The following is a 20,328-nucleotide window of genomic DNA, read 5'->3' on the forward strand; positions in this document are numbered from 1 at the left end:
CGGAGACGGTGTCGACCGGCCCCACGCCCCAGCGCGTGGTCAGCGCCTCGGCCGACAGGTGCGGGTGGCCGTGGACCCCGGGCGGGTCCTTCGGGAAAACGGCCCGGCCCCGACGGCCGGGCCCAGGTCACCCCGCAACATCGAGGTGTACGCGGCGAACAACGCCGGGGTCGGCTCGACGCCCAACTCGGTGGCCAGGCGGGTACGGAAGGCCCCGAACACATCCATCGCCTCGCCCTGCCTGCCGGTCTGGTACAGGGCGGTCATCAGCATGATCGCCAGCCGTTCCCGCAGCGGATACTCCGTCTGCAACGCGGTGAGCGCGGGGATCGCCCGGCGGCAGTCGCCCAGCCGCAGGTGCAGTTCCAGCCGGTGTTCCAGGCAGACTATGCGGCGTTCGAGCAGGTGCTGTCGACGGCTCTCCACGTACGGGCCGGTCAGGCCCGCCAATGGTTCGCCCGCCCAACTCTGCTCGGCCTCGGCCAGTAGCGCCGCCGCCCCGGCGAGGTCGCCGGACGCCTCGGCCACGGCGGCCCGTTCCATCGCCTCGTCGAAGTCCGCGACGTCGGTGCGGGCCGAACCGAGACGCAGCCGGTAGCCGATCCGGGAACTGTCGATCGTAGGGTCGTCGGGGCCTCCGCACGCCGCCTGAAGCGCGCGTCGCAGGCGATAGATGTACGGCGGGATCAGCTTGGCGCCGGTCGCCGGGATCTGGCCGCCCCAGACGCCCTGCAGGATCGACGCCGGTGTGACCACACGGTCCGCGTTGAACAGCAGGATCGCGAAGACCGCCTGTTGCCGGACGGGCCCGAGGTCGAGCCACTCTCTGCCGACCTCGGCGTGAAGCGGGCCGAGGGCGTGAAACCGTACCCGCGTCACGGCACCGCACCGCCCGCACCAGGACTCGTCATCGAGGTCTCCTCCCTACCGGCGGCCGGGGAACCGCGCCCCGGCGACGAGGCACGGCACGCCCGATTCGGCTCTGAACCCGGCGGTGCCGCTTGGATCGAAGATCATCGCGTCCGGGGGAATGGTAGGGCGCTCGGCGTACAACTCGCGTACATCGCCCGTACGAACAGCGCGCAGCGGGTGGCGGCGCGCACTCCGAAGCGGAGACGGTGCTGCCGGTGAGTCATCAGGTGACTCACCGGCAGCACGTCGATCAGTAGGTTCCGCGCATGGGCGTAGCTCACTCGGGCGGCTTGGCCCCGGACTGCTCGCTGACCATGTACGCCGCGTACCAGTCGGGCCAGTTGTCGTCATGCTCGCCCGTACGTTTCTCGTGTTCACCGTGCGCGGCGGCCGCGCGCCGAAGCGCGCTCGCCAGGTCGCTCGTGGAGCCGAACGAGGTGAGGCCGCCCTCGATGCGCCCGGGAAGCCTGCTCGTGATCTCCTGCATCAGCCAGGTGTTCCCGTCCGGGTCGCGCAGCGTGGCACGCGAGAAGTAGCTGCGCCGCTGCGGGTCCGGCCCGTCGACCGGGCCGTCCGGGCTGACATGGAAGACGTCACCGACCTCGACACCGGCGGCGACGAGGGTGTCGTGGGCCGCCTCGATGTCGGACACGATCAGGTACGCCATGGCCGAGCCGGGTGCCGCCGGTGTGAGCCCGGGGCCGAACTGCACGGAGCACGCGGAGCCGTGCGGAGTCAGCTGGACGATGCCGGGCGGCGTCTGGTCGAGTCGCCATCCGAGCCGTTCGTAGAATGCCTTCGCCCGGTCGACATCCGACACCGGGATGACGATCACCTCGAGCTTGACGTCGAGGCTCTCGATGCGCGATGTCGCGCCCGCGTCTCCCTGGTCAACCTTCGGGCTCATCCCCCGCTCCCTTCCTGATCATCACGCTACTGAGTGCGTTACTGCTCGACCCCTGCTCTCCGGCATCACCCCGGCGTTGTCCCGGTGGCCCTGCGCACCCCCAACAGGGCGACCACGGCGAGAAGGATGACGGCGACCGAGTACTCGTCGGCGGTCCTCGGCAGGCCGCCGGCGTAGACCACGAGGAAGCCGGCGATCACCGTGGGCAGACCGAAGCCGACGTAGCAGACGACGTAGAGCACCGACAGCACGCTGGCACGTTGGTGAGCCTCGACCAGCGGCATGACCGTCTTGAGACTGCCCTGGAAGCCGCTGCCGAAGCCGACGCCCCCGAGCGCGAGGCCGACGAAGAAGCCCGGGACGGACTTCGCCATGACCGACACCAACGTGACCACCATGCCCAGGATGAGCGCGGTGATCCCGGTCAGGATCACGGTCCGCGCGGCGGTGTTGCGCTGTACCAGAACGGCTGCCGACCCGAAGACGGCGAAGACGAAGAGGACGAGACCGCCGATCACGATGGACGTGCTCATGAGACTGCGGACGAGCGCTGGGCCGAGCGCGCCGAAGAACCCGGCCAGCGCCCAGACCGCGAAGAGCACCGGCACGACGACCAGGACCGGCTTGCGCACCGGACGGGGCAGAGCGATGTCCGGCCGGAGGCTGCGGCGGGCCCCGCCCATCGGGCTCACCGTCTCCGGCATCAGCGCGACTCCGACGGCCTGGATCAGCAGGATGACGAGCAGCACGACGTACACCAGTCGCGTCGGCGCGGGCAGGAACTGGATGAGCAACGCCGAGAGCAGGGCCCCGCTTCCGGTTCCGATACCGGGGGCGAGAGAGTTCGCCAGAGTGCCACGGGCACGGTCGATGTCGAGCATGGCGGCGCCCACGGCGCCGGTGGCGGCCCCGGCTGCCAGACCCTGCACGAGTCGGGCGACCAGGAGGGACGCAACGCCGTTGGCGAAGATGAAGACGACAAGCGCGAGCATCTGCACCGCGATCGCGACGCCCAGCACCGGCCGCCGACCGACGTGGTCGGACAACTTGCCGAAGGTGAGCAGCGAAGCGAGCACCGCGAGGGCGTAGACGGCGAACACAATCGTGGTGGTGACAGGCGAGAAGTGCCAGCGTTCCTGGTACGTACCGTAGAGCGGGGTCGGAGCCGCCGACGCGGCCAGGAACGACACGAGGATGGACGCCAGCAGCACCAGGGAGACCGTCGGCGTGAGTCGGGCCCGCCCCGCGATTGGCATGTCGGTGCTCCTCGGCTGCGTGGAGAGCGGTCAGCCGGGGCGTTCCGCCGGCCCCCGGGGCCACGGCGGCGTACCCGTTCGGCGCCGACACATGCCCACGGCTCAGCCCTCGGCGTCCGAGGGCACCGCCGTGCGTGCCCGGCCGGCGCCCTACAGCTCGGGGTGGCCGAAGAGCCCCGGCAGCCCGCCGCTGTGCAGGAAGACGACCCGGTCGCCGCGCGGGAAGCTGCCGGCCAGCAGCGCCGCCATCGCCCGACCGGTGTACGTCGGGTCGAGGAAGACCCCCTCAGTACGCGCGGTCACCTCCAGCGCGTCGCGAGCGGCGTCGGTCAGCGTGCGATACCCCGCCCCCACCTGGGTGCCGTCGATCCGCAGTTCCCCCGGCTCCACCTCGCCGGCGAGCAGCCCGGCGACCGTCGCCCGTGGGTCCGGCACGGCGCCGACATCCACGCCGACCACCCGCCGCACGCCCAACTGCCGCACCAGGCCGGCCATCGTCCCGCCGGACCCGAGCGCCGTCACGACCTCGACGCCGTCGGCGTCCGGCAACTGGGCCCGCAGCTCCCTACCGCAGTCCACATAACCCTGTACCGACGCGGGAGAGGTGCCGCCGAACGGGATGACGTACGCCGATCGTCGCTCTCCCTCAGCCGCCGCCACCTCGGCGGGCGGACGGTCTCCGCTCCAGACGATCTCCGCGCCCGCGAACTCGTCGAGCAGCAGGTTTCCCCGCCTGGTCTCCGAGGGCGGGCCGGCGAGCACCAGCACGCAGGAGAGGCCGAGCCGCGCGGCCGCGGCCGCGGTGAGGCGGGCGTGGTTGCTCTGCGGCGCCCCTGAGGTGATGACAGTGGAGGCGCCGACGGCCATCGCCTGCGCGCAGGTGTACCGGAGCTTGCGGATCTTGTTACCACCCCCACCGAGGCCGCTGAGATCGTCACGCTTGAACCAGAGCTCGGCCAGCCCCAGCCGGGCAGCGAGCCGGGGCGCGGCCTCCAGCGGCGTCGGCCAGGTACCGAGGGGAACGGGTGTGATCATCCGTTCAGCTAAGCACTCCGCGCCCAGGCTGTCCGGGGCAGCGGTCCGACGTCCGAGTGACGACCGGGACGGAGCGCCGCGTGCCGCTGCCCGGGACCCGCCCCGTCGCGGGCGGCGAGCGCGTCGGCCACCGCTCCGGTGGCGAACGCGTAGATGGACTTGTGCAACACGTCGATGGCGAGCTCGGAGCGGGGCCAGGTGAACGGCGGCGCCCCCACGCCGGTGGCGTTCTCCAGGATCTGGTCGTTGCTCAGGCGCAGCGCGGTGAACATCGTCGACGCCCAGACGCCCCGCAACCCGGCCTGCGCCATGACGCTGCGCAGCACGCCGACCAGCACGCCCTGGCCGTAGTGCATTGCCAGGTTCTGCCACCGGGGCGGCTGCCCGGGGGATTCCGGCAGGCCGGTCAGCCGTGCCAGAACCCGGGCCGGAACATAGGAGTCGGGTCGACCGGTCACCCGCTGTTCGATCTTCTCCGCGGCCGTCATCACCGCTGTCCCGGCCAGACCCGCCGCCAGTCCCTGCCACACCGCTCTCTTCAGCATGTGCGGGCCCTACCCCCCGGGCGCTCCCCTACACCCCCACATGCCGCCGGCCCACAATTTGTCGTCCGGCGGGTGCCGGGTTGGTTTGAGCCTCAACCCCCCGGGTAGGGTCCTTGTCCGGGTCAAGACACGCGCCCTCCAGTGGTCACCTCGCCTCGGCACGCACGCGGCGGGCGGCCACCCTCGTCGAGGGCGGAGGCATCGTGTGACCGACCAGGATTCCGCATTCGGGTCTTCAGGACCCGACCCGCAGTACGGCCCGGACCGGCCCATCATGTCGCTGTCGTTGAGCCGTGACGGCGCCGTCAGCCAGATCAGGGTCGTCGGCGAGATCGACATGAGCAACGCCCACCTGCTCACCGAGCTGGTGGAGGTCCTCTGCCGCACGCCCACACCACTGGTGGTCGTCGACCTCGCGGCGGTCCGCTTCCTCGGCGCGCACGCCGTCAGCGCCCTGCTCCACGCCGGCCACCTGGCCGCCCAGGCCGGCGGTCGGCTGACGCTTCGCGACCCCTCGCCGTTCGTCCTCCGGGTGCTCGACGTGGCCGGCGTGCTGGGGCATCTCCACCTTCACGGCACATCCACACCGACCGGTGCTCGCCTCAGCGGCGTGGTCCCACCCCTGCCCCGCCGTGCCGCACCGCCGCGTCGGCCTCTCGGCCCGTCCGTCGCCGGCCAACCGTAGGCGGCACGGCCACCGTCCCCCCGACAAGGAGAGGCATGTTCAATCCGCTCGCCCGGACGCTGCCGGGCGGGGGCGGGGGCGCCATGCTCAACGACCGGCTCGACGAGGAGCGGTGGGTGCATTCACCGCTGGGTCCTGCCCTCCGCCTGGGCGACCAGGGACTCCGCGACCTCGCGCACCTTCCGGTTGGTGTCCTGGGAGATCTTCGACAGCAGTGCGAACGCCTCCTCGGACGAGCACCGCCGGCTCCCCATGATGATGCCTTTGGCCTGCTCGATCACCGCCCGACTGCGCATCGCCTCCTGCATCTGGGCCGCCAGCGTGGCGGCGTTCTCATACAGGTGTGCGTTGGCCAGTGCCACCGCCGCGTACGCGCCGAAGCCCTCCGCGCTGGTGATCGAGGGCGGGTCGAAAGCGTTCACCGAATCGCTGTAGACGTTCAACGCGCCGACCACCGATGCCTGGACGGGAAGCCCGATGGAGAGGGAACTCCCCACCCCGGCGGCGCGAGCCCTCTCCGCCCATACCGGCCAGCGCTCCTCGGTCGCCATGTCCGGCACCGAGATGGTGTCACCGCTGGCGGAGGCATCCAGGCAGGGACCTCGGTGCTCCTCGTACTGCCACTCGTCCAACTGACGGGCCAGCTCGCCGGTGGATGCCCCGGTCCAGCCGACCCGACCCCGAACCAGCGTGACAGTCACCTCTGTCGTCCCGGCGATGCTCGCCTTGGCGAGCTCAGCGATCCGGAGCAGCATGTCGTCGAGGCTGACCTCGTCGAATCGGACCTTGCCCAGCTCGGCCAACGCGTCCGCGGGATCCATCGTCGGCTGCGTCATCGCAGTACGCCCTCCTCGATCGGCGTCCGCCGGGACGAAGATTCCGGCGCGGCCGGAATCACGTCGGATGCTGGGCAGCCGCGCCCCCGGGGCGCGCGTCAGACCGCCCGGGCCGGTCGTCAGCAACCGTGGTCCTACCCCCTGAATCACCCACTCACACCCACGACGAGGTCGGCCAGTGGCCCCGTCACACCGATCCGGTGAACTGGCTGACGTGGTAGGCGGTGCTGTGGCCGTCCGGGGTGCGGGTCCACTTCGAGACCATCAGGTGCAGGTCGTCGGCGTTCCGGCTGGACCAGGGATGGATGAACCCACCGTAGAGCGCGGGCTCCTGCCAGCCCGTCAGCTGAATCTTCTCCCCCGTCCAGGCCCGGTCGGGCCCGGACGCGGTACGGGTGACCAGACATCCGTTCTGGCAGTTGAGGTAGGCCATCACCCAGGTCCCGTCGGCCAACCGGCGCACCGACGGCTCGCCGAATCGGCCGGTGAGGATGGGTGTGCAGGGTCTCCCCCAGCCCCAGTTGGTGCCGTTCCAGCCCCAGCCCTCGTACGACTCAGAGTAGAACAGCCGGTCCCACCGGACGCGTCGCAGCATCATCGGACCGTCCTGCCGACCCGACCGGACCGAGAAGACGTAGACGTACTCTCCGTCGCGCTGCATGGTCCACATCTGGAACGGGTCCTTGTTGTCCGGGCTGTTCCACCACTTCAGCGGCGTACGGAAGAAGTCGTTGCCGTTGTCGGAGTAGGCGAGCCCCGCGTAGCGGGACTTCCACTGCGGCCCGGCCGGGCCGGCGGAGTTCCAGTTCTCGATGCTCATGTAGGAGATGAGCTGCCGACCGGTCTCCGGGAAGCTGATGCCGTCGTTGGGGATGACGGTCACCTCGGGCAGACCGTCGATGCCGATGCCGTGGTGGCCGTTGTGCATCAGCTCCGGTGCCCGTCCGTTGCCGGCGACGCGTGCGGCGCTGTCGAAGACGATTCCGCCCGGCGCGCCGGGGTGGACGGCCGAGCGCAACATGACCGGCGACCGCCAGTCGTTCGGCAGGGGCGGGCCCTCGGGCCACGGCGTGTCGAAGGTGTCGCCGAAGAGGTAGCCGATGGATCCGTTCTCCAGCACGTAGGGGATGCCCAGATCGGTGCCGGCCACCCGCCATCGGCGACTGGTGTCCAGGTCCGCACCGGTCAGCCGCTTCTTCCAGACCGCCGCCTGAACTGGAGCGGCCGTCGTCAGGATCGCGCCGACTGAACCGACCGCGCTGGCGGCCCCGATCGCGGCGGCGCGGCCGAGCAACGAGCGACGACGTACGCCCATGGCTGCCCTCTCCTGTCGTACTCGTCATGGCCTGCCGCGTGATTGGACAGCGGTTGCGGGCGAGTAAACCCGCCTACGACAGCCGCTGTCAATACCTGCCCGCCATGAACGATCCATTGAAGGAATTCTTCATAGAACATTGACAGTCATCAGCGCCCTGAAGAAACTCTCAGCAATCGGTCCCCGGTCGGTGGCGGTCCCGTGACGCCATCAGTCGACCATCCCCGACCCGACGAGGAGCAGCGTGAGACGTATTCTCCTGGCCCTGCTGATGGCCCTCGGCGTCGCCGGCACGACGGTCCCGGCCACTCCGGCGCACGCGGACCCGGTCGGCACCCTGGCCTGCCCCTCCATCCCCGCCACCCGCGACCCGGCGGCGACCCTGGTCGTCTACCGGGTCGCCCGGGCCATCGTCTGCGACCGCGACAACCCCGGATACAGCGCGGGCCAGGTCGCCCAGTGCGTCCAACGGTCCAGCTTCCCCGACCGGTACGACCAGGCGGCCGGCACCGCCCGAGCCCAGCTCAACGAGGCGGCCCGCACCCACGCCATCGCCGGTGGATCCGCCACCGACGTGACCGGCGACGGCCGGGACGACATCGTCACCTTCACCCAGAACGCCCTCGCCGACGTCTACGTCGCCACCTCCACCGGCACCGGCTTCCTCGGCGCCACCCGATGGCACGACTCCTTCGGCCTCAACGGCGAGACGACGCTGTGATCAGCGGATTGGAGATCTCATGCGACTGACCAGGCGCACGTGCACCCTCTTACTGGCGGCGGCGCTGGCCGGCCAGGTCGCGGTCGCGCCGGCCGATGCGGCCGGACCCGCGGCATCCGGCTCGCTCACCGCCGACTTCACCCGGGCAGCCGCCGAGTTCGACGTGCCCCGGGACCTGCTGGTCGCCGTCGCCTACGGGGAGTCCCGGCTGGACGGGCACGGCGGCCTGCCCAGTCAGGCCAACGGGTACGGGGTCATGCACCTGGTCAGCAATCCCACCCAGCACAGTCTGGAGCGGGCGGCCACGCTCACCGGCGAACCGGTCGACAGCCTGCGCTCGGTCACCTCCGCCAACATCCGCGGCGGCGCGGCGGTGCTCCGCGACCTGGCCGACAACGAGGGGCTGTCCGGCGGGGCACGCGACCGGCTCTCCGCCTGGTATCCAGTGGTGGCGCGCTACAGCGCGGCCGTCGACGCGTCGACCGCCCGGCTCTACGCCGACCACGTCTACGACCTGCTGCGTACCGGAATCGCCGCCGGACCGGTTCGGGTCGCGCCGCGACCGCTCCGACCCGAACTCGGCCGCTACGCGGGAGTCGCCCCCGCGGGCACCGCCGGCGCGAACGTCGCGGCGGCGGTGCCGGAGTACGCGCCGGCCCGCTGGGTGTCCGCCTACGGCGGCAACTACCAGGCCGGCCGATCGGCGCGGATAACCACTGTGGTGGTGCACGTGACCCAGGGGTCCTACGCCGGCACGGTGAGCTGGTTCCAGAACCCGTCGGCGGGGGTGAGCGCGCACTACGTGGTGAAATCGAGCAACGGCGAGATCACCCAGATGGTGCGCGAGGGCGACACGGCGTATCACGCACGCTCGGCCAACCCCTACTCGGTGGGCATCGAGCACGAGGGCTTCGTCGACAATCCGGCCTGGTTCACCGACGCCATGTACCGGTCGTCCGCCGCGCTGACCCGCTACCTCTGCGACAAGTACGGGCTGCCGAAGACCCGTGCGTCGATCAAGGGACACAACGAGCTGCCCGGCAACGACCACACCGATCCGGGGCCGAACTGGAACTGGAACTACTACGTCTCCCTGGTCAACGCCGGCGGCTCGGGGGGTCGGTACCTGGCCGGTTCACCGACCGACTTCACCGGCGACGGCCGTGACGACATCGTCGCGTTCACCCAGGGCAGCCTGAACGACGTCTACGTGGCCACGTCCACCGGCAACGCCTTCGCCGGTACCTCGGTGAAGTGGAACGACTTCTTCGGCCTCAACGGCGAGACCCTGCTCAGCGGCGACGTCAACAGCGACGGCAGGGACGACGTCATCGCCTTCACCCACGGCACTCTCGGTGACGTCTACGTGGCCCTCTCCACCGGCACCAGTTTCGGCGGCGGCCAGAAGTGGCACGAGTGGTTCGCGCCGGGCGCGGAGGTCGGCGCGGTCGGCGACGTCAACGGCGACGGCCGGGACGACATCGTCGCCTTCACCCACGACACCAACGCCGACGTGTACGTGGCGTTGTCCACCGGCACGGGTTTCGGCCCCGGCCTCAAGTGGCACGAGTACTTCTCCATCCCCGGCGAGTTTCCCGCGCTCGGGGACGTCAATGGCGATGGTCGCGACGACATCATCACCTTCACCCAGGGGCCGCCCACGGCGAGCGACGTGATCGTCTCCCTCTCCACAGGAAGCGGATTTGGCGCGCCCCAGACGTGGCACAACCTGTTCGCCGTCGGGACAGAACAACCCCGCGTCGGGGACATCAACGGCGACGGCCGCGACGACATCGTCACCTTCACCTGCAACGCCGATGCCGACGTCTACGCTGCCGTGTCCACCGGCACCTCGTTCGTCGGCACCACAGTCAAATGGAACGACCTCTTCTGCCTGCCCGGGGAGTTCCCCTACCTGGGTGACTACAACGGCGACGGCAAGGACGACATCGTCGCCTTCACCAAGGGCAGCTTCAACGACGTCCACGTCGGCCTCTCCACCGGCACCACCTTCCTCGGCGCCACCAAATGGCACGACTTCTTCGGCCTCAACGGCGAAACCACCCTCTGACCCAAGGGAGACCGCACATGTTCGACGTTCCCCCGTCCGCGTCGATCAGCCGGCGCCGGTTGATCGGTGGCTCGGCAGCGGCGGCCGCCTCCGGCCTGTTCGGCGGCGCCCTCGCCGGGTCGTCCGCCGCCCAGGCCGCCGGTGACGGGTACGGCCTGCGCATCGTCGACCGCAACGAGAACGGCGGCCGGCTGCAGTACTACCGCTTCGCCACCGACGCCATCGAGTGGGATCCGGCCGTGAACGTGCTGCTACCCGACGGCTACCACACCAGCGGCAAGCGGTATCCGGTGCTGTACCTGCTGCACGGCGGCAACGCGGACTTCCGCACCTTCCACCTACAGGACAACATCGTCGGTCTGACCGCCGGCCGGGAGGTCATCGTCGTCATGCCGGACGCGTCGACCGGCTGGTACTGCAATCCGGTGACCAGCTTCGTTGGACCCCGCAACTGGGAGACGTTCCACATCGCCCAGTTGCTGCCGTGGATAGACGCGAACTTCCGGACGTTCGCCGAGTACAACGGACGCGCGGTCGCGGGCTTCTCGATGGGCGGCTTCGGCGCGCTGAAGTACGCGGCCAAGTACTACGGCCACTTCTGCTCGGTCAGCTCACACTCCGGGCCGGCCAGTCTCCGCCGAGACTTCGGACTGGTCGTGCACTGGGCGAATGCCACCTCCGCCGCGCTGGACCTCGGTGGAGGCACCGTCTACGGGATCCCGCTGTGGGACGAGGCCCGGGTCAGCGCCGACAACCCGGTCCAGCGCATTCCGAGTTTCCAGAACAAGCGGATCTTCCTGGCGGCCGGAACCTCCCCCGACCCGGTCAACTGGTTCGACACCGTCAACGAGACCCAGGTCCTTGCCGGTCAGCGCGAGTTCCGCGCGGCACTCGCGCGAGCCGGCATTCCGCACGAGTGGCGCGAGGTGCCGGGTGGGCACTTCTTCCGCCACGACCTGTTCGTCCAGGACCTCAACGGAATGCTCGGACGCCTACGCCGCGCGGGCTGACCCCCGGTAGCGTCGACGGTCATGGCCACCAGCGTCGACGTGCGTCGGGCACTCGCCAGCCTCGCCGACCCCCGTCGCGCCGAGGCATCGAGCCGGTTCCTCCAGATGGTTCCCGGCGGGTACGGCGAGGGCGACCGGGCCCTCGGTGTCTCCGTGCCCGACCAGCGCACGGTGGCCGCCCGGTTCTGGCGCGACCTGTCGCTGGCCGAGACGACGAAGCTGCTCGCCGAGGGCGCGCACGAGGAGCGGTTGACCGCGCTGTTCATCCTGGTGCGGAAGTTCGCCAAGGGCGACGAGCAGGAACGGGGTCGGGTCTTCGGCACCGTCCTGGCCAACACCAGCCGCATCGACAACTGGGACCTGGTGGACTCGTCCGCGCCGTACATCGTCGGCCCCTGGCTGATCGACAGGGACCGGGGCGTCCTGGACCGGTTGGCCGAGTCGAGCCTCGTGTGGGAGCGGCGCACCGCCGTCATGGCGACCTTCGCCTTCATCAAGGCCGGTGACTTCGAGTGGACCTTCCGGCTCGGCGACCGGCTCCTGCACGACCCGCACGACCTCGTTCGGAAGGCGGTGGGCTGGATGCTGCGCGAGGTGGGCAACCGGGACAGAGCGGCGGAGGAGGAGTTCCTCGCCCGCCGCTACCGGGTGATGCCACGGGTGATGCTGCGGTACGCGATCGAGAAGTTCGAACCGCAGCGTCGCCGCGAGTACCTGTCCGGCATGCTCTAGTCGACCGCCCCGGCCGGTGGGATGGGGAAGTTCCGGTTGAAGACGTTGTCCGGGTCGTAGCTGGCCTTGATGGCACGCAGGCGGCCGAGGGTGGGCTCGGGCCAGGCATCCACCAGTCGAGCCGGATCGGTGTCGCTCTCGAAGCTGAGGTACAGGCCGTCGAGGTGCGGGTACAGCTCGGCCCACAGCTTGTCGAGCTGGGGTCGGCGCTCCGGGACGGTGGCGGCGAGCACCGAGAAGTTCTGCTGCCGGTGGGGATAGGCGGTCGTGTCCCGGGCGACGTCGTTGACCGCCCCACCGACGGACCGCACCTGCATGATCATCACGTCGCCGGAATGGATCATGTTGTCCATGAGGTCGGCCACCTGCGGTGTGACGTGGTGCAACAGACCGCTGCGGGTGTCCTCCAGCCCCTGCCCACGATGCTGGTTGCCCGGCGGCACGACGATCGCCGGGTACGGCACGAGCTGCGCCTGCTGGTCGAGGATCGGCCCGATCTCCAGGAACGGGCTCAGGGCGGACTGCGCCGCCTCGACGTCGTCACCGGCGTACACGAGGGTCACCTGGGCAGCCGGTTGCCACGGCGGCCGGGGAAAAGGGAGAGGAAGCTCGTCAACTCCCGTGGCGCGTCCTCGACCAGTCGGCCCCACCGGCGCAGCAGTCGGGCGGTGTCGGTCGCGTCCGCGACGAGCTGCGCGTAGACGACGTTGTCGACCTCGTACGCCTCCAGCTCGATCGCGGTGACCACACCGAAGTTCCCGCCGGCGCCCCGGACGGCCCAGAACAGGTCGGGGTGATGCTCGTCGTCGACCCGGAGCAGGCGGCCGTCCGCGGTGACGATCTCGGCGGCCACGACGTGGTCGATGGTCAGGCCGTACCTGCGCGCCAGGTATCCGACGCCACCGGTGGTGGCGAGACCACCGACGCCCACGTCTCCGTAGTCGCCTGAGCTCATGGCCAGGCCGTGCGGGGCGAGTGCCTGGGCCACGTCGCCCCACCGGGCACCCGGTTCGAGCCGCACCCGACGGGTCGCCCGGTCGAGCACCTGGACCCTGTTCATCCTCGACATGTCGATGACGACTCCCCCGTCGTTCGTCGACCGGCCGCTGATGCCGTGCCCGCCGCTGCGCACCGACAGGGGGACGTCCTGGGTCCGGGCGTACGTCACGGCGTCGACCACCTCGGCGGCGTTTCGCGGACGGATCACCAGGGCCGGCGACCCGTGCCGGCTGTAGGTGTGGCGCACCCGCTCGTACTCCGGGTCACCGGGCTCGACGGAGCTGCTGACCAGCGACGGGGGCAGCGCGTCGTAGTCGAGAGCGGGGTGCCGCTCGGCCAACGCGACGGTTGTGCGGGTCGGCCCGCCGCCGACCTCACCGCCGGCGCGCTCCCTGGCTACCGCCTCCCGCAGCGCGGGGGCGATCTCCTGCCCGAGGGTCTGGATGAGGCGTGAGTCGTCACGGCCGATCAGGAAGGTGCTGAACCCCTCCTCGACGACCAGCGGAAGGAGCTGGTCGACCCACTGCGCGACAGGACCCTGGAGGAAGCCGCGGCTGCGCGAGGAGACGTCGACAGTGAACAGGTTGAGCAGCCGTCGGATCTCCCGGGGCTCGCGCCCCGCGGCGATGGCCGCCTCGTCGATGAGCCGGTTGGCGGTCACCCGGTCCGGGGACCGCAGGTATTCCAGCGTCGGCAGCCAGCCGTTGGCCTTCTGGCCGGTCAGGGCCAGCATCTTCGGCTGGTACGCGCCGAGCCAGATGTCGATGTCATGTGCCGGCTTCGGGCCACGCTGCATGCCGGGTACGGGGTAGTACTCCCCGGTCAACCGCAGCGGTCCGGTGGCGGTGTCGTCCCAGACGCCGCGCAGGACATCGATCGCCTCGCGCAGCGCCGTGACGCCCTGCCCCGCGGTCAGCCGACGAGCCCCCATGCCCTCGATCCCGTCCCAGAACGCTCCGGCGCCGAGGCCCAGTTCGAAACGGCCGTGCGACAGCCGGTCCAGGCTCGCCGCGGCCCGGGCCAGCACGGCCGGCGGGCGCAGCGGCAGGCTGAGGACGTTCCCGGAGATCTGGAGCCGCTGCGTGCGGGCGGCGACCCAACTGAGCAGTGTCCAGGTGTCGAGGAACTCCGCGTTGTACGGGTGGTCCTGGAAGGTGACCAGGTCCAGCCCCGCAGCCTCGGTCTGCTCGGCCAGCGCCACCACCTGGTCCGGGTTGTGCACGCTGGGTGTCAGGAACGACCCAAACCGGAGTTCGTGCCCGTAGTCGGACATTGCTCACCATCCACGCGATCGTTTGATTCACTGATCATGTTGTGCATCTATCGTCTGTCACACAACTTATCTGCATCGCCAATCATTCCTGGAGTGCGGTGATGTCAGACGAGAATCAGCGCGGACTCAACGCCGCGAAGCTCGACGCCGAGAAGACGGTGAGCGCCGCCCCCGAGTCCGCCCGCCGCCCGCCCCGTCGGCCCTTCCCTCCTGGGAGGGAGTGCCTTCCCCTGTCAGCGGGGCCCGCCCACCCTGGGACGCCGACAGGATCGGTCCATGACGACATCGACACGGATCGTCGGGCGGAGCGTCCATGGTCTGACGTACGCGGTGCTCGGCTGGGCCGTGGCATACGGGGGCGTGCGTCTGGCCTGGACGGTCGGTGAGGCTCCGGAGTTCGGGCGGCTCGGGCTCGACCTGCTCGGCTTCACCGGTTGGTGGTCGGTGGCGTTGTGCGCGGCCGCGGGCGGGCTGGCGGTTGCCCTGGACCGGGTGGCGACCTGGCGGCCAGCGCTTGCGGGGCTCGCCTGGGCTGTCGCTGGAGCGCTGGTCGCGGCAGCCGCGATCCTGCTGCCGGAGCTGGTGGGCTTCCTGCTGTTCACCGTCGGCCCGTTCTTCGACCCGTTGGCGTTCGTCAGCCGGCTCGGTTGCGTCAGCGGAGCGGTACTGCTCGCTCTGGCCACCGGGCGCTATCAGCGGCGCACCCGGGGCGACTGCCCGGCCTGTTGCCGGACGGTCCGACCGGGTACGCGGCGCTCGGCACCCGCGCGGTGGGCGCGCTGGGCCGCGTGGGTCGCCGTGGGCGGTCTCGTGACCCGCTTCGCGGCCCAGTTCGTGGTGGGGTTCGACAGCGTCGAGCAGAGCGCCTCCCTGCTCGGGCTGGAGATCGGCCTGGTGCTGGCCGGAGCGCTGTTGCCACTGGCGCTGGTGCATCACTGGGGTGAGGTCTGGCCGTGGTGGGTTCCGCTGCTCGCCGGCCGGACGATTCCTCGCCTTGTGCTTCTGGTGCCCGGCTTCGGGCTCGGCGCGGGCATCGTGGCCTACTTCGGCATGGGCATGGTGCAGGTGACGACGGGCTCGCACAGCGAGTTCTCCGACGCGTTCCTGTGGGTGGCGATGTCGGCGTACCTCGTCATCGGGCTGGGCCTGCTCGTCGCGTCCACCGACTACCACCTGCGCACTCGCAGCCCGTGCGGTGCCTGCGGCCGCTGACGGGACCGCCGACCGAGGGTCGGTTGCATTGACAGGGATCGTTGGACGAATTAACTTTCTGAATCAAGCACCTGGGAGCGCTCCCAACTACTCACCGTCCGACCATCGCTGAAATCCGCCAGAGCTGAGCCCTCCCGAGGCGTGGATACCACCACCAGTTCAGGAGGAGTTTCAATGAGAAGAAGCAGAAGAGCGACGAACGTCGCCCTGCTGTCGGCCGGCGCCGTCCTGGTGGCGTCCGCAGGCGTCGCGATGGCGGTGCCGGCGGGAGCCGCAGCCGCCGGCTGCAGGGTGGACTACAGCGTGTCGTCGCAGTGGCAGGGTGGCTTCGGCGCGAACGTCGCCATCACCAACCTCGGTGACGCAGTGACGAGTTGGACGCTGACCTGGAACTACAACGCCGGCCAGACCGTCACCCAGGCCTGGAACACGACACTGACGCAGAGCGGCACCGCGGTCACCGCCAGGAACGTCAGCTACAACGGGGCCATACCGACCAACGGGACGGTGTCGTTCGGCTTCAACGGATCCTGGACCGGCAGCAACCCCGATCCCACCACCTTCGCGTTGAACGGGGTGGGCTGCACCGGTGACACAGAGCCGACCCCGCCGCCGACGACGACTCCGCCGCCGACCGACCCACCGCCGCCGACCGGGCCGGCGGACATCACTGTGAACAACGCGACGAGGTACCAGACCGTCGACGGATTCGGGGCCGCGCAGTCGATCTGGGGTAGCGCCTGGTCGACGACGGACACGCAGACGTTGGTCGGGATGGGTGCCAACCAGTTGGGGCTGTCGATCGTGCGGACCGGGTTGTCGCCGGTGTCCAGCGAGTGGGCGACGCACGTGAACTCGTTGAAGACGGCGAAGTCGTACGGGTCGAACGTGAAGATCCTCGCCTCGCCGTGGACCGCGCCGGCGGCGTGGAAGACCAACAACAGCCGGGTCAACGGCGGCAAGCTGAAGACCGACTACTACGACGACTACGCCAACCACCTCAACAGCTACGTGCAGTACATGCGTGGCCAGGGCGTACCCATCGACGTCACGTCGGTGCAGAACGAGCCGGACTGGCACCCGGACTACGACTCGATGGACTGGAGCGGCACCGAGCTGCGCACCTTCGTCCGCGACCAGGGCACCAGGGTGCAGAACACCAAGCTGATGGTGGCCGAGGCGGTGAACATGAACTACAACTTCACCGACCCGACCCTCAACGACGCGACCGCCCGCAACAACATCGGCTACATCGGCGGGCACCTCTACGGCACCGAGGAGTCCGGCCGACTGCGGCCGTACTCGCTGGCCGAGCAGCACAACAAGCCGGTGTGGATGACCGAGTGGAACCTGCACGCCGCCGACGGTGGCGGCTCCAACATCTGGGGCAACCCCGCCAATGCGGCGGTCTGGAACGAGACCCTCGACGACATCATGCGCACCGTGCACAAGTCGATGGAGGCCAACTGGAACGCCTACATCTGGTGGTACGGCAAGCGCTACTACTCCTTCATCGGTGACGGCGAATCGGCGTTCGGCACCGTCGCCGGCGCACCCCTCAAGCGCGGGTACGCCTTCTCGCAGTACGCGAAGTACGTGCGCCCCGGCTACCAGCGGGTCGCCCTGACGAAGAGCTCGAAAGCCTCCCCGCTGGAGGTGACCGCCTACCAGGGCGACGGGAAGATCACCCTGGTGATCCTCAACCGCTCCAACAGCGCGGTCAACAACGCCGTGGTCCAGGCCCCGCAGAACGTCACCCGGGCCGAGCACTACCTCACCTCGCAGAACGCCAACGCGGCCAGCCAGCCCACCAGCGTCAACGGCGGTCAGGCCACCATCAACGTCGGCGCCCGCAGCATCTCCACCCTCGTCTTCACCCTCTGAACACCTCGATCACCACGTACGTCGCGGGAGCCCCGGCCACACGCCGGGGCTCCCGCCCGTCGACGGGGTCGGATCGTCGGCTGGTCAGGTGGCTGTCGGCGACGCCGTGCTCTGCCGCACCACGAGCTTGGGGACGACCAGTGGCAGGCGGTGCGGCACCGTGTCGTCGATGGCCTGGGTGACAGCGGTGATGGCCCGCCGACCGACCGCGTCGAAGTCCTGCTGGATCGTGGTCAGGGGCGGGATGAGGTAGGGCGCCTCGGGGACGTCGTCGAATCCGACGACGGAGATCTCGTGCGGCACCCGCCGTCCACGCTCGTGCAGCGCGCGCAGCACACCGATGGCCATCTGGTCGTTGGCGGCGAACACCGCTGTGGCCCCGGGCATCTCGTCGACCCGTAGCCCGGCGAGGTAGCCGCTGTGCGCTCTCCAGTCGCCCTCGACCGGCTCCGGCGGGCGTAGACCCGCCGCACTCATCGCCTGACGCCAGCCTTCGAGTCGGGCACGGGCCTCCGCCCAGTTGAGCGGGCCGCTCACGTGCACGATCTCCCGGTGTCCGAGGTCGAGAAGGTGGTCGGTGGCCATCCGGGCGCCGAGCACCTGGTCGACGCCGACCGTCACGCTGGCCCGGGACACGTCGCCCTCCACGACGACGAACGGGACGCTCGATCGCGTCATCCGCACCACCTCGAGGGCCTCGTCGTTGCCGGCGATCATCACGACGCCCTCCACGCCGACGCGCATGAGGTGTTCGGTGGCGTCGCTGAGCGCCCGTACCGTCACCTCGGACAGGCTCACCGAGGTGGCGAAGTAGCCGGCCGCCCGGGCCGCGTCCTCGACGCTGCGATGGATGCTGGTCGGACCGAACAGTGTCCTGGCCGTGCCGATGATGCCGATCATCCCGGACCGTCCGCGAACCAACGCGCGGGCCGCGGTGTTGGGGCGGTAGTCGAGCCGTCGGATCGCTTCGAGGACCCGTTCCCGGGTCTCGCGCCTGATGCTGGGCGCGCCGTTGATGACCCGGGACACCGTCTGGTGTGACACGCCCGCCAGGCGAGCGACGTCAGCCATGACCGGTGGCCGGTCGGCCGCCGTCACAGCGGCCTTTGTGTGAACTCGCACTGGCGGGCCATCCGTTCTTCCATGGAATCAGTTCCTCGTGGGCCTGGTCCGTTCGTGGCCGTCAGTGTGAGTGACGGGGCACCGCGCTGCCGCTGCCACCGACGAGGAAGTCGAGGTCCGCGCCGCTGTCTGCCTGCTGGACGTGTTCGCTGTAGAGCCGTACCCATCCCCGGTCGGCCACCGGCTTCGGAGGCTGCCAGGCGGCGCGGCGTACGGCGAGTTCCGCGTCGTCGACCAGAAGGTCGAGGCGGCGCGTCGCGACGTCGACGGAGATCAGGTCGCCGCTGCGTACCAGCGCGAGCGGACCACCCACTGACGCCTCCGGTGCCACGTGCAGGACGCAGGTGCCGTAGCCGGTGCCGCTCATTCGGGCGTCGGAGATCCGCACCATGTCCGTGATGCCGTCGGCGAGCAACCGTCGTGGCATGGGCACGTTGCCCACCTCCGGGAAGCCGGGGTAGCCCCGGGGGCCGGCGTTGCGGACGACGATCACCGTGTCGGGGGTGACGTCGAGGTCCGGATCGTCGGCGGCGACCACGTACTCCTCGATCCGGTCGAAGACGAGCGCCGGGCCGGTGTGCGTGAGGAGGTGGGCGGAAGCGGCGGAGACCTTCAACACCGCCCCGGACGGCGCGAGCGAGCCGCGCAACACCACGGTGCCCGACCCGGCCGGCTGGAACGGCTCTTCCATGGTGGCGATGACGTCCCGGTTCCAGCACTGGGCGCCGTCGACGTTCTCCGCCACGCTCCTGCCGCTGACGGTGATGTGGTCCATGTGCAGCAGCGGGGCGAGTTCCTTCATCACCACCGGGAGGCCGCCCGCATAGGCGAAGTCCTCCATCAGGTACGTCCCGGACGGCATGAGGTTGACGAGCATGGGCACGTCGGCGGTGAGGGTGTCGAAGTCCTCCAGCGACAGGGGGACGCCGAGGCGTCCGGCGATCGCGAGCAGGTGTACGACCGCGTTGGTGGAGCCGCCGATGGCGGCGTTGACCCGGACGGCGTTCTCGAACGCCTGCCTGGTGAGCACCGAGGACAACCGTTGGTCCTGTTCGACCATGGCGACGATCCGGCGTCCGGCGGCTTGCGCGAGCGCGTACCGCCGGGAGTCGACCGCCGGCACCGCGGCCGCCCCCGGTAGCTGCACCCCCAGCGCCTCGGTCACACAGGCCATCGTGGAGGCGGTGCCCATTGTCATGCAGTGGCCCCGGCTGCGGGACATGCCGACCTCCGCCTCGGAGCAGTCGGCCGCCGTCATCCGACCGGCCCGCATCTCCTCGGTGAAGCGCCAGACGACGGTGCCGGAGCCGATGTCCTGGCCGCGGAACTTGCCGTTGAGCATCGGGCCGCCGGTCAACATCAGTGTCGGCAGGTCGACGCTCGCCGCTCCCATCAGCAGGCCGGGGGTGGTCTTGTCACAGCCGGAGAGCAGGACCACCCCGTCGAGCGGGTTGGCGCGGACCGACTCCTCCAACTCCATCGCCAGCAGGTTGCGGTAGAGCATGGTCGTGGGTCGCATCAGCGGCTCGCCCAGGCTCATCGCCGGGAACTCCAGCGGCAGGCCCCCGCTCTCCCACACGCCCCGCTTCACCGACTCGGCGAGGTCGCGCAGGTGGGCGTTGCAGGGTGTCAACTCCGACCAGGTGGTGGCGATGCCGATCACCGGGCGACCGTCGAAGACGTCGTCCGCGAACCCCTGGTTGCGCATCCAGGACCGATGGATGAACCCGTTGCGGCCTTCCGCACCGAACCACTCCCCGCTGCGCAGCGGTCGATTCGTCGTCGACATCAGCACACCTCTCTGTCATCCGTC

Annotated in this window: 18 protein-coding genes; 7 read left to right on the plus strand and 11 right to left on the minus strand. The window is 70.0% G+C overall.

The genetic code is table 11. The annotated features are described in order from the left end of the window. Positions 1 to 39: 39 nt before the first annotated feature. From ACGF3C_RS29055 to ACGF3C_RS29075, 5 genes are all read right to left on the minus strand, one after another. Positions 40 to 879 carry a BTAD domain-containing putative transcriptional regulator gene (locus ACGF3C_RS29055; protein WP_393226855.1) on the minus strand — a complete coding sequence of 280 codons (840 nt, stop codon included), beginning with the start codon at positions 877 to 879 and terminating at the stop codon, positions 40 to 42. Between the two features lie 310 nt (positions 880 to 1,189). After that, positions 1,190 to 1,819: a VOC family protein gene (locus ACGF3C_RS29060; protein WP_357222439.1), complete on the minus strand. Its 630-nt coding sequence runs from the start codon at positions 1,817 to 1,819 to the stop codon at positions 1,190 to 1,192. A gap of 65 nt (positions 1,820 to 1,884) precedes the next feature. Next, complete coding sequence (locus ACGF3C_RS29065; protein ID WP_393226857.1) at positions 1,885 to 3,075, minus strand: MFS transporter; 1,191 nt, start codon at positions 3,073 to 3,075, stop codon at positions 1,885 to 1,887. A 150-nt stretch (positions 3,076 to 3,225) separates the two neighbouring features. Then, positions 3,226 to 4,110 (minus strand): pyridoxal-phosphate dependent enzyme, encoded by an 885-nt coding sequence (locus ACGF3C_RS29070; protein ID WP_393226859.1) that lies wholly within the window; start codon positions 4,108 to 4,110, stop codon positions 3,226 to 3,228. 8 nt (positions 4,111 to 4,118) lie between these two features. Next, positions 4,119 to 4,655 (minus strand): hypothetical protein, encoded by a 537-nt coding sequence (locus ACGF3C_RS29075; protein ID WP_393226861.1) that lies wholly within the window; start codon positions 4,653 to 4,655, stop codon positions 4,119 to 4,121. Positions 4,656 to 4,860: 205 nt separating this feature from the next. Between ACGF3C_RS29075 and ACGF3C_RS29080 the strand changes: the two genes are divergently transcribed. Beyond that, positions 4,861 to 5,340 carry an STAS domain-containing protein gene (locus ACGF3C_RS29080; protein ID WP_393226862.1) on the plus strand — a complete coding sequence of 160 codons (480 nt, stop codon included), beginning with the start codon at positions 4,861 to 4,863 and terminating at the stop codon, positions 5,338 to 5,340. A 122-nt stretch (positions 5,341 to 5,462) separates the two neighbouring features. Here the strand turns inward: ACGF3C_RS29080 and ACGF3C_RS29085 are convergent, their stop codons facing one another. Together ACGF3C_RS29085 and ACGF3C_RS29090 are read right to left on the minus strand one after the other, a co-directional pair. Then, entirely contained in the window at positions 5,463 to 6,176 is a 714-nt protein-coding gene (locus ACGF3C_RS29085) for an ANTAR domain-containing protein (protein WP_393226864.1), read from the minus strand. 187 nt (positions 6,177 to 6,363) lie between these two features. Further along, complete coding sequence (locus tag ACGF3C_RS29090; protein ID WP_393226865.1) at positions 6,364 to 7,491, minus strand: DUF4185 domain-containing protein; 1,128 nt, start codon at positions 7,489 to 7,491, stop codon at positions 6,364 to 6,366. A 244-nt stretch (positions 7,492 to 7,735) separates the two neighbouring features. Here ACGF3C_RS29090 and ACGF3C_RS29095 point away from each other — a divergent pair, with 244 nt between their 5' ends. From ACGF3C_RS29095 to ACGF3C_RS29110, 4 genes are read left to right on the plus strand one after another with little or no spacing between them, the layout of a single operon-like run. Next, positions 7,736 to 8,212 carry a hypothetical protein gene (locus ACGF3C_RS29095; RefSeq protein ID WP_357222425.1) on the plus strand — a complete coding sequence of 159 codons (477 nt, stop codon included), beginning with the start codon at positions 7,736 to 7,738 and terminating at the stop codon, positions 8,210 to 8,212. A 19-nt stretch (positions 8,213 to 8,231) separates the two neighbouring features. After that, positions 8,232 to 10,283, plus strand: coding sequence for an N-acetylmuramoyl-L-alanine amidase (locus ACGF3C_RS29100; protein WP_393226867.1), 2,052 nt, complete (start codon positions 8,232 to 8,234; stop codon positions 10,281 to 10,283). A gap of 17 nt (positions 10,284 to 10,300) precedes the next feature. Then, positions 10,301 to 11,293, plus strand: coding sequence for an esterase family protein (locus ACGF3C_RS29105; RefSeq protein ID WP_357222421.1), 993 nt, complete (start codon positions 10,301 to 10,303; stop codon positions 11,291 to 11,293). 21 nt (positions 11,294 to 11,314) lie between these two features. After that, positions 11,315 to 12,025, plus strand: a complete 711-nt coding sequence (locus ACGF3C_RS29110) for a DNA alkylation repair protein (RefSeq protein WP_393226869.1) — start codon at positions 11,315 to 11,317, stop codon at positions 12,023 to 12,025. Here the strand turns inward: ACGF3C_RS29110 and ACGF3C_RS29115 are convergent. Together ACGF3C_RS29115 and ACGF3C_RS29120 are read right to left on the minus strand one after the other, a co-directional pair. Further along, complete coding sequence (locus ACGF3C_RS29115; RefSeq protein ID WP_393226871.1) at positions 12,022 to 12,588, minus strand: BBE domain-containing protein; 567 nt, start codon at positions 12,586 to 12,588, stop codon at positions 12,022 to 12,024. The two genes, ACGF3C_RS29110 and ACGF3C_RS29115, sit on opposite strands and share 4 nt — an antisense overlap. After that, positions 12,585 to 14,297 (minus strand): LLM class flavin-dependent oxidoreductase, encoded by a 1,713-nt coding sequence (locus ACGF3C_RS29120; protein WP_393226873.1) that lies wholly within the window; start codon positions 14,295 to 14,297, stop codon positions 12,585 to 12,587. Before ACGF3C_RS29120 ends, ACGF3C_RS29115 begins: the two co-directional genes overlap by 4 nt. Before the next feature lie 276 nt (positions 14,298 to 14,573). On the opposite strand from ACGF3C_RS29120, the gene ACGF3C_RS29125 reads away from it, so the two are divergent. Beyond that, entirely contained in the window at positions 14,574 to 15,509 is a 936-nt protein-coding gene (locus tag ACGF3C_RS29125) for a hypothetical protein (protein WP_393226874.1), read from the plus strand. A 174-nt stretch (positions 15,510 to 15,683) separates the two neighbouring features. After that, entirely contained in the window at positions 15,684 to 17,393 is a 1,710-nt protein-coding gene (locus ACGF3C_RS29130; RefSeq protein ID WP_357222412.1) for a cellulose binding domain-containing protein, read from the plus strand. Between the two features lie 84 nt (positions 17,394 to 17,477). On the opposite strand, the gene ACGF3C_RS29135 is transcribed toward ACGF3C_RS29130, so the two are convergent. Both ACGF3C_RS29135 and ACGF3C_RS29140 read right to left on the minus strand, forming a co-directional pair. Continuing rightward, complete coding sequence (locus ACGF3C_RS29135) at positions 17,478 to 18,464, minus strand: LacI family DNA-binding transcriptional regulator (RefSeq protein WP_355006242.1); 987 nt, start codon at positions 18,462 to 18,464, stop codon at positions 17,478 to 17,480. Positions 18,465 to 18,576: 112 nt separating this feature from the next. Further along, positions 18,577 to 20,304, minus strand: a complete 1,728-nt coding sequence (locus ACGF3C_RS29140) for an IlvD/Edd family dehydratase (protein WP_355006243.1) — start codon at positions 20,302 to 20,304, stop codon at positions 18,577 to 18,579. Positions 20,305 to 20,328 lie beyond the last annotated feature (24 nt).

The organism is Micromonospora sp. NPDC047762, assembly GCF_043204655.1.
Taxonomy (GTDB): Bacteria; Actinomycetota; Actinomycetes; order Mycobacteriales; family Micromonosporaceae; genus Micromonospora.

Coding starts and splice junctions, on each gene's coding strand:
- ACGF3C_RS29060 (WP_357222439.1), bottom strand. CDS start 1,819: ATGAGCCCGAAGGTTGACCAGGGAGACGCGGGCGCGACATCGCGCATC.
- ACGF3C_RS29065 (WP_393226857.1), bottom strand. CDS start 3,075: ATGCCAATCGCGGGGCGGGCCCGACTCACGCCGACGGTCTCCCTGGTG.
- ACGF3C_RS29070 (WP_393226859.1), bottom strand. CDS start 4,110: ATGATCACACCCGTTCCCCTCGGTACCTGGCCGACGCCGCTGGAGGCC.
- ACGF3C_RS29075 (WP_393226861.1), bottom strand. CDS start 4,655: ATGCTGAAGAGAGCGGTGTGGCAGGGACTGGCGGCGGGTCTGGCCGGG.
- ACGF3C_RS29085 (WP_393226864.1), bottom strand. CDS start 6,176: ATGACGCAGCCGACGATGGATCCCGCGGACGCGTTGGCCGAGCTGGGC.
- ACGF3C_RS29090 (WP_393226865.1), bottom strand. CDS start 7,491: ATGGGCGTACGTCGTCGCTCGTTGCTCGGCCGCGCCGCCGCGATCGGG.
- ACGF3C_RS29100 (WP_393226867.1), top strand. CDS start 8,232: ATGCGACTGACCAGGCGCACGTGCACCCTCTTACTGGCGGCGGCGCTG.
- ACGF3C_RS29105 (WP_357222421.1), top strand. CDS start 10,301: ATGTTCGACGTTCCCCCGTCCGCGTCGATCAGCCGGCGCCGGTTGATC.
- ACGF3C_RS29110 (WP_393226869.1), top strand. CDS start 11,315: ATGGCCACCAGCGTCGACGTGCGTCGGGCACTCGCCAGCCTCGCCGAC.
- ACGF3C_RS29120 (WP_393226873.1), bottom strand. CDS start 14,297: ATGTCCGACTACGGGCACGAACTCCGGTTTGGGTCGTTCCTGACACCC.
- ACGF3C_RS29125 (WP_393226874.1), top strand. CDS start 14,574: ATGACGACATCGACACGGATCGTCGGGCGGAGCGTCCATGGTCTGACG.
- ACGF3C_RS29130 (WP_357222412.1), top strand. CDS start 15,684: ATGAGAAGAAGCAGAAGAGCGACGAACGTCGCCCTGCTGTCGGCCGGC.
- ACGF3C_RS29135 (WP_355006242.1), bottom strand. CDS start 18,464: ATGGCTGACGTCGCTCGCCTGGCGGGCGTGTCACACCAGACGGTGTCC.
- ACGF3C_RS29140 (WP_355006243.1), bottom strand. CDS start 20,304: ATGTCGACGACGAATCGACCGCTGCGCAGCGGGGAGTGGTTCGGTGCG.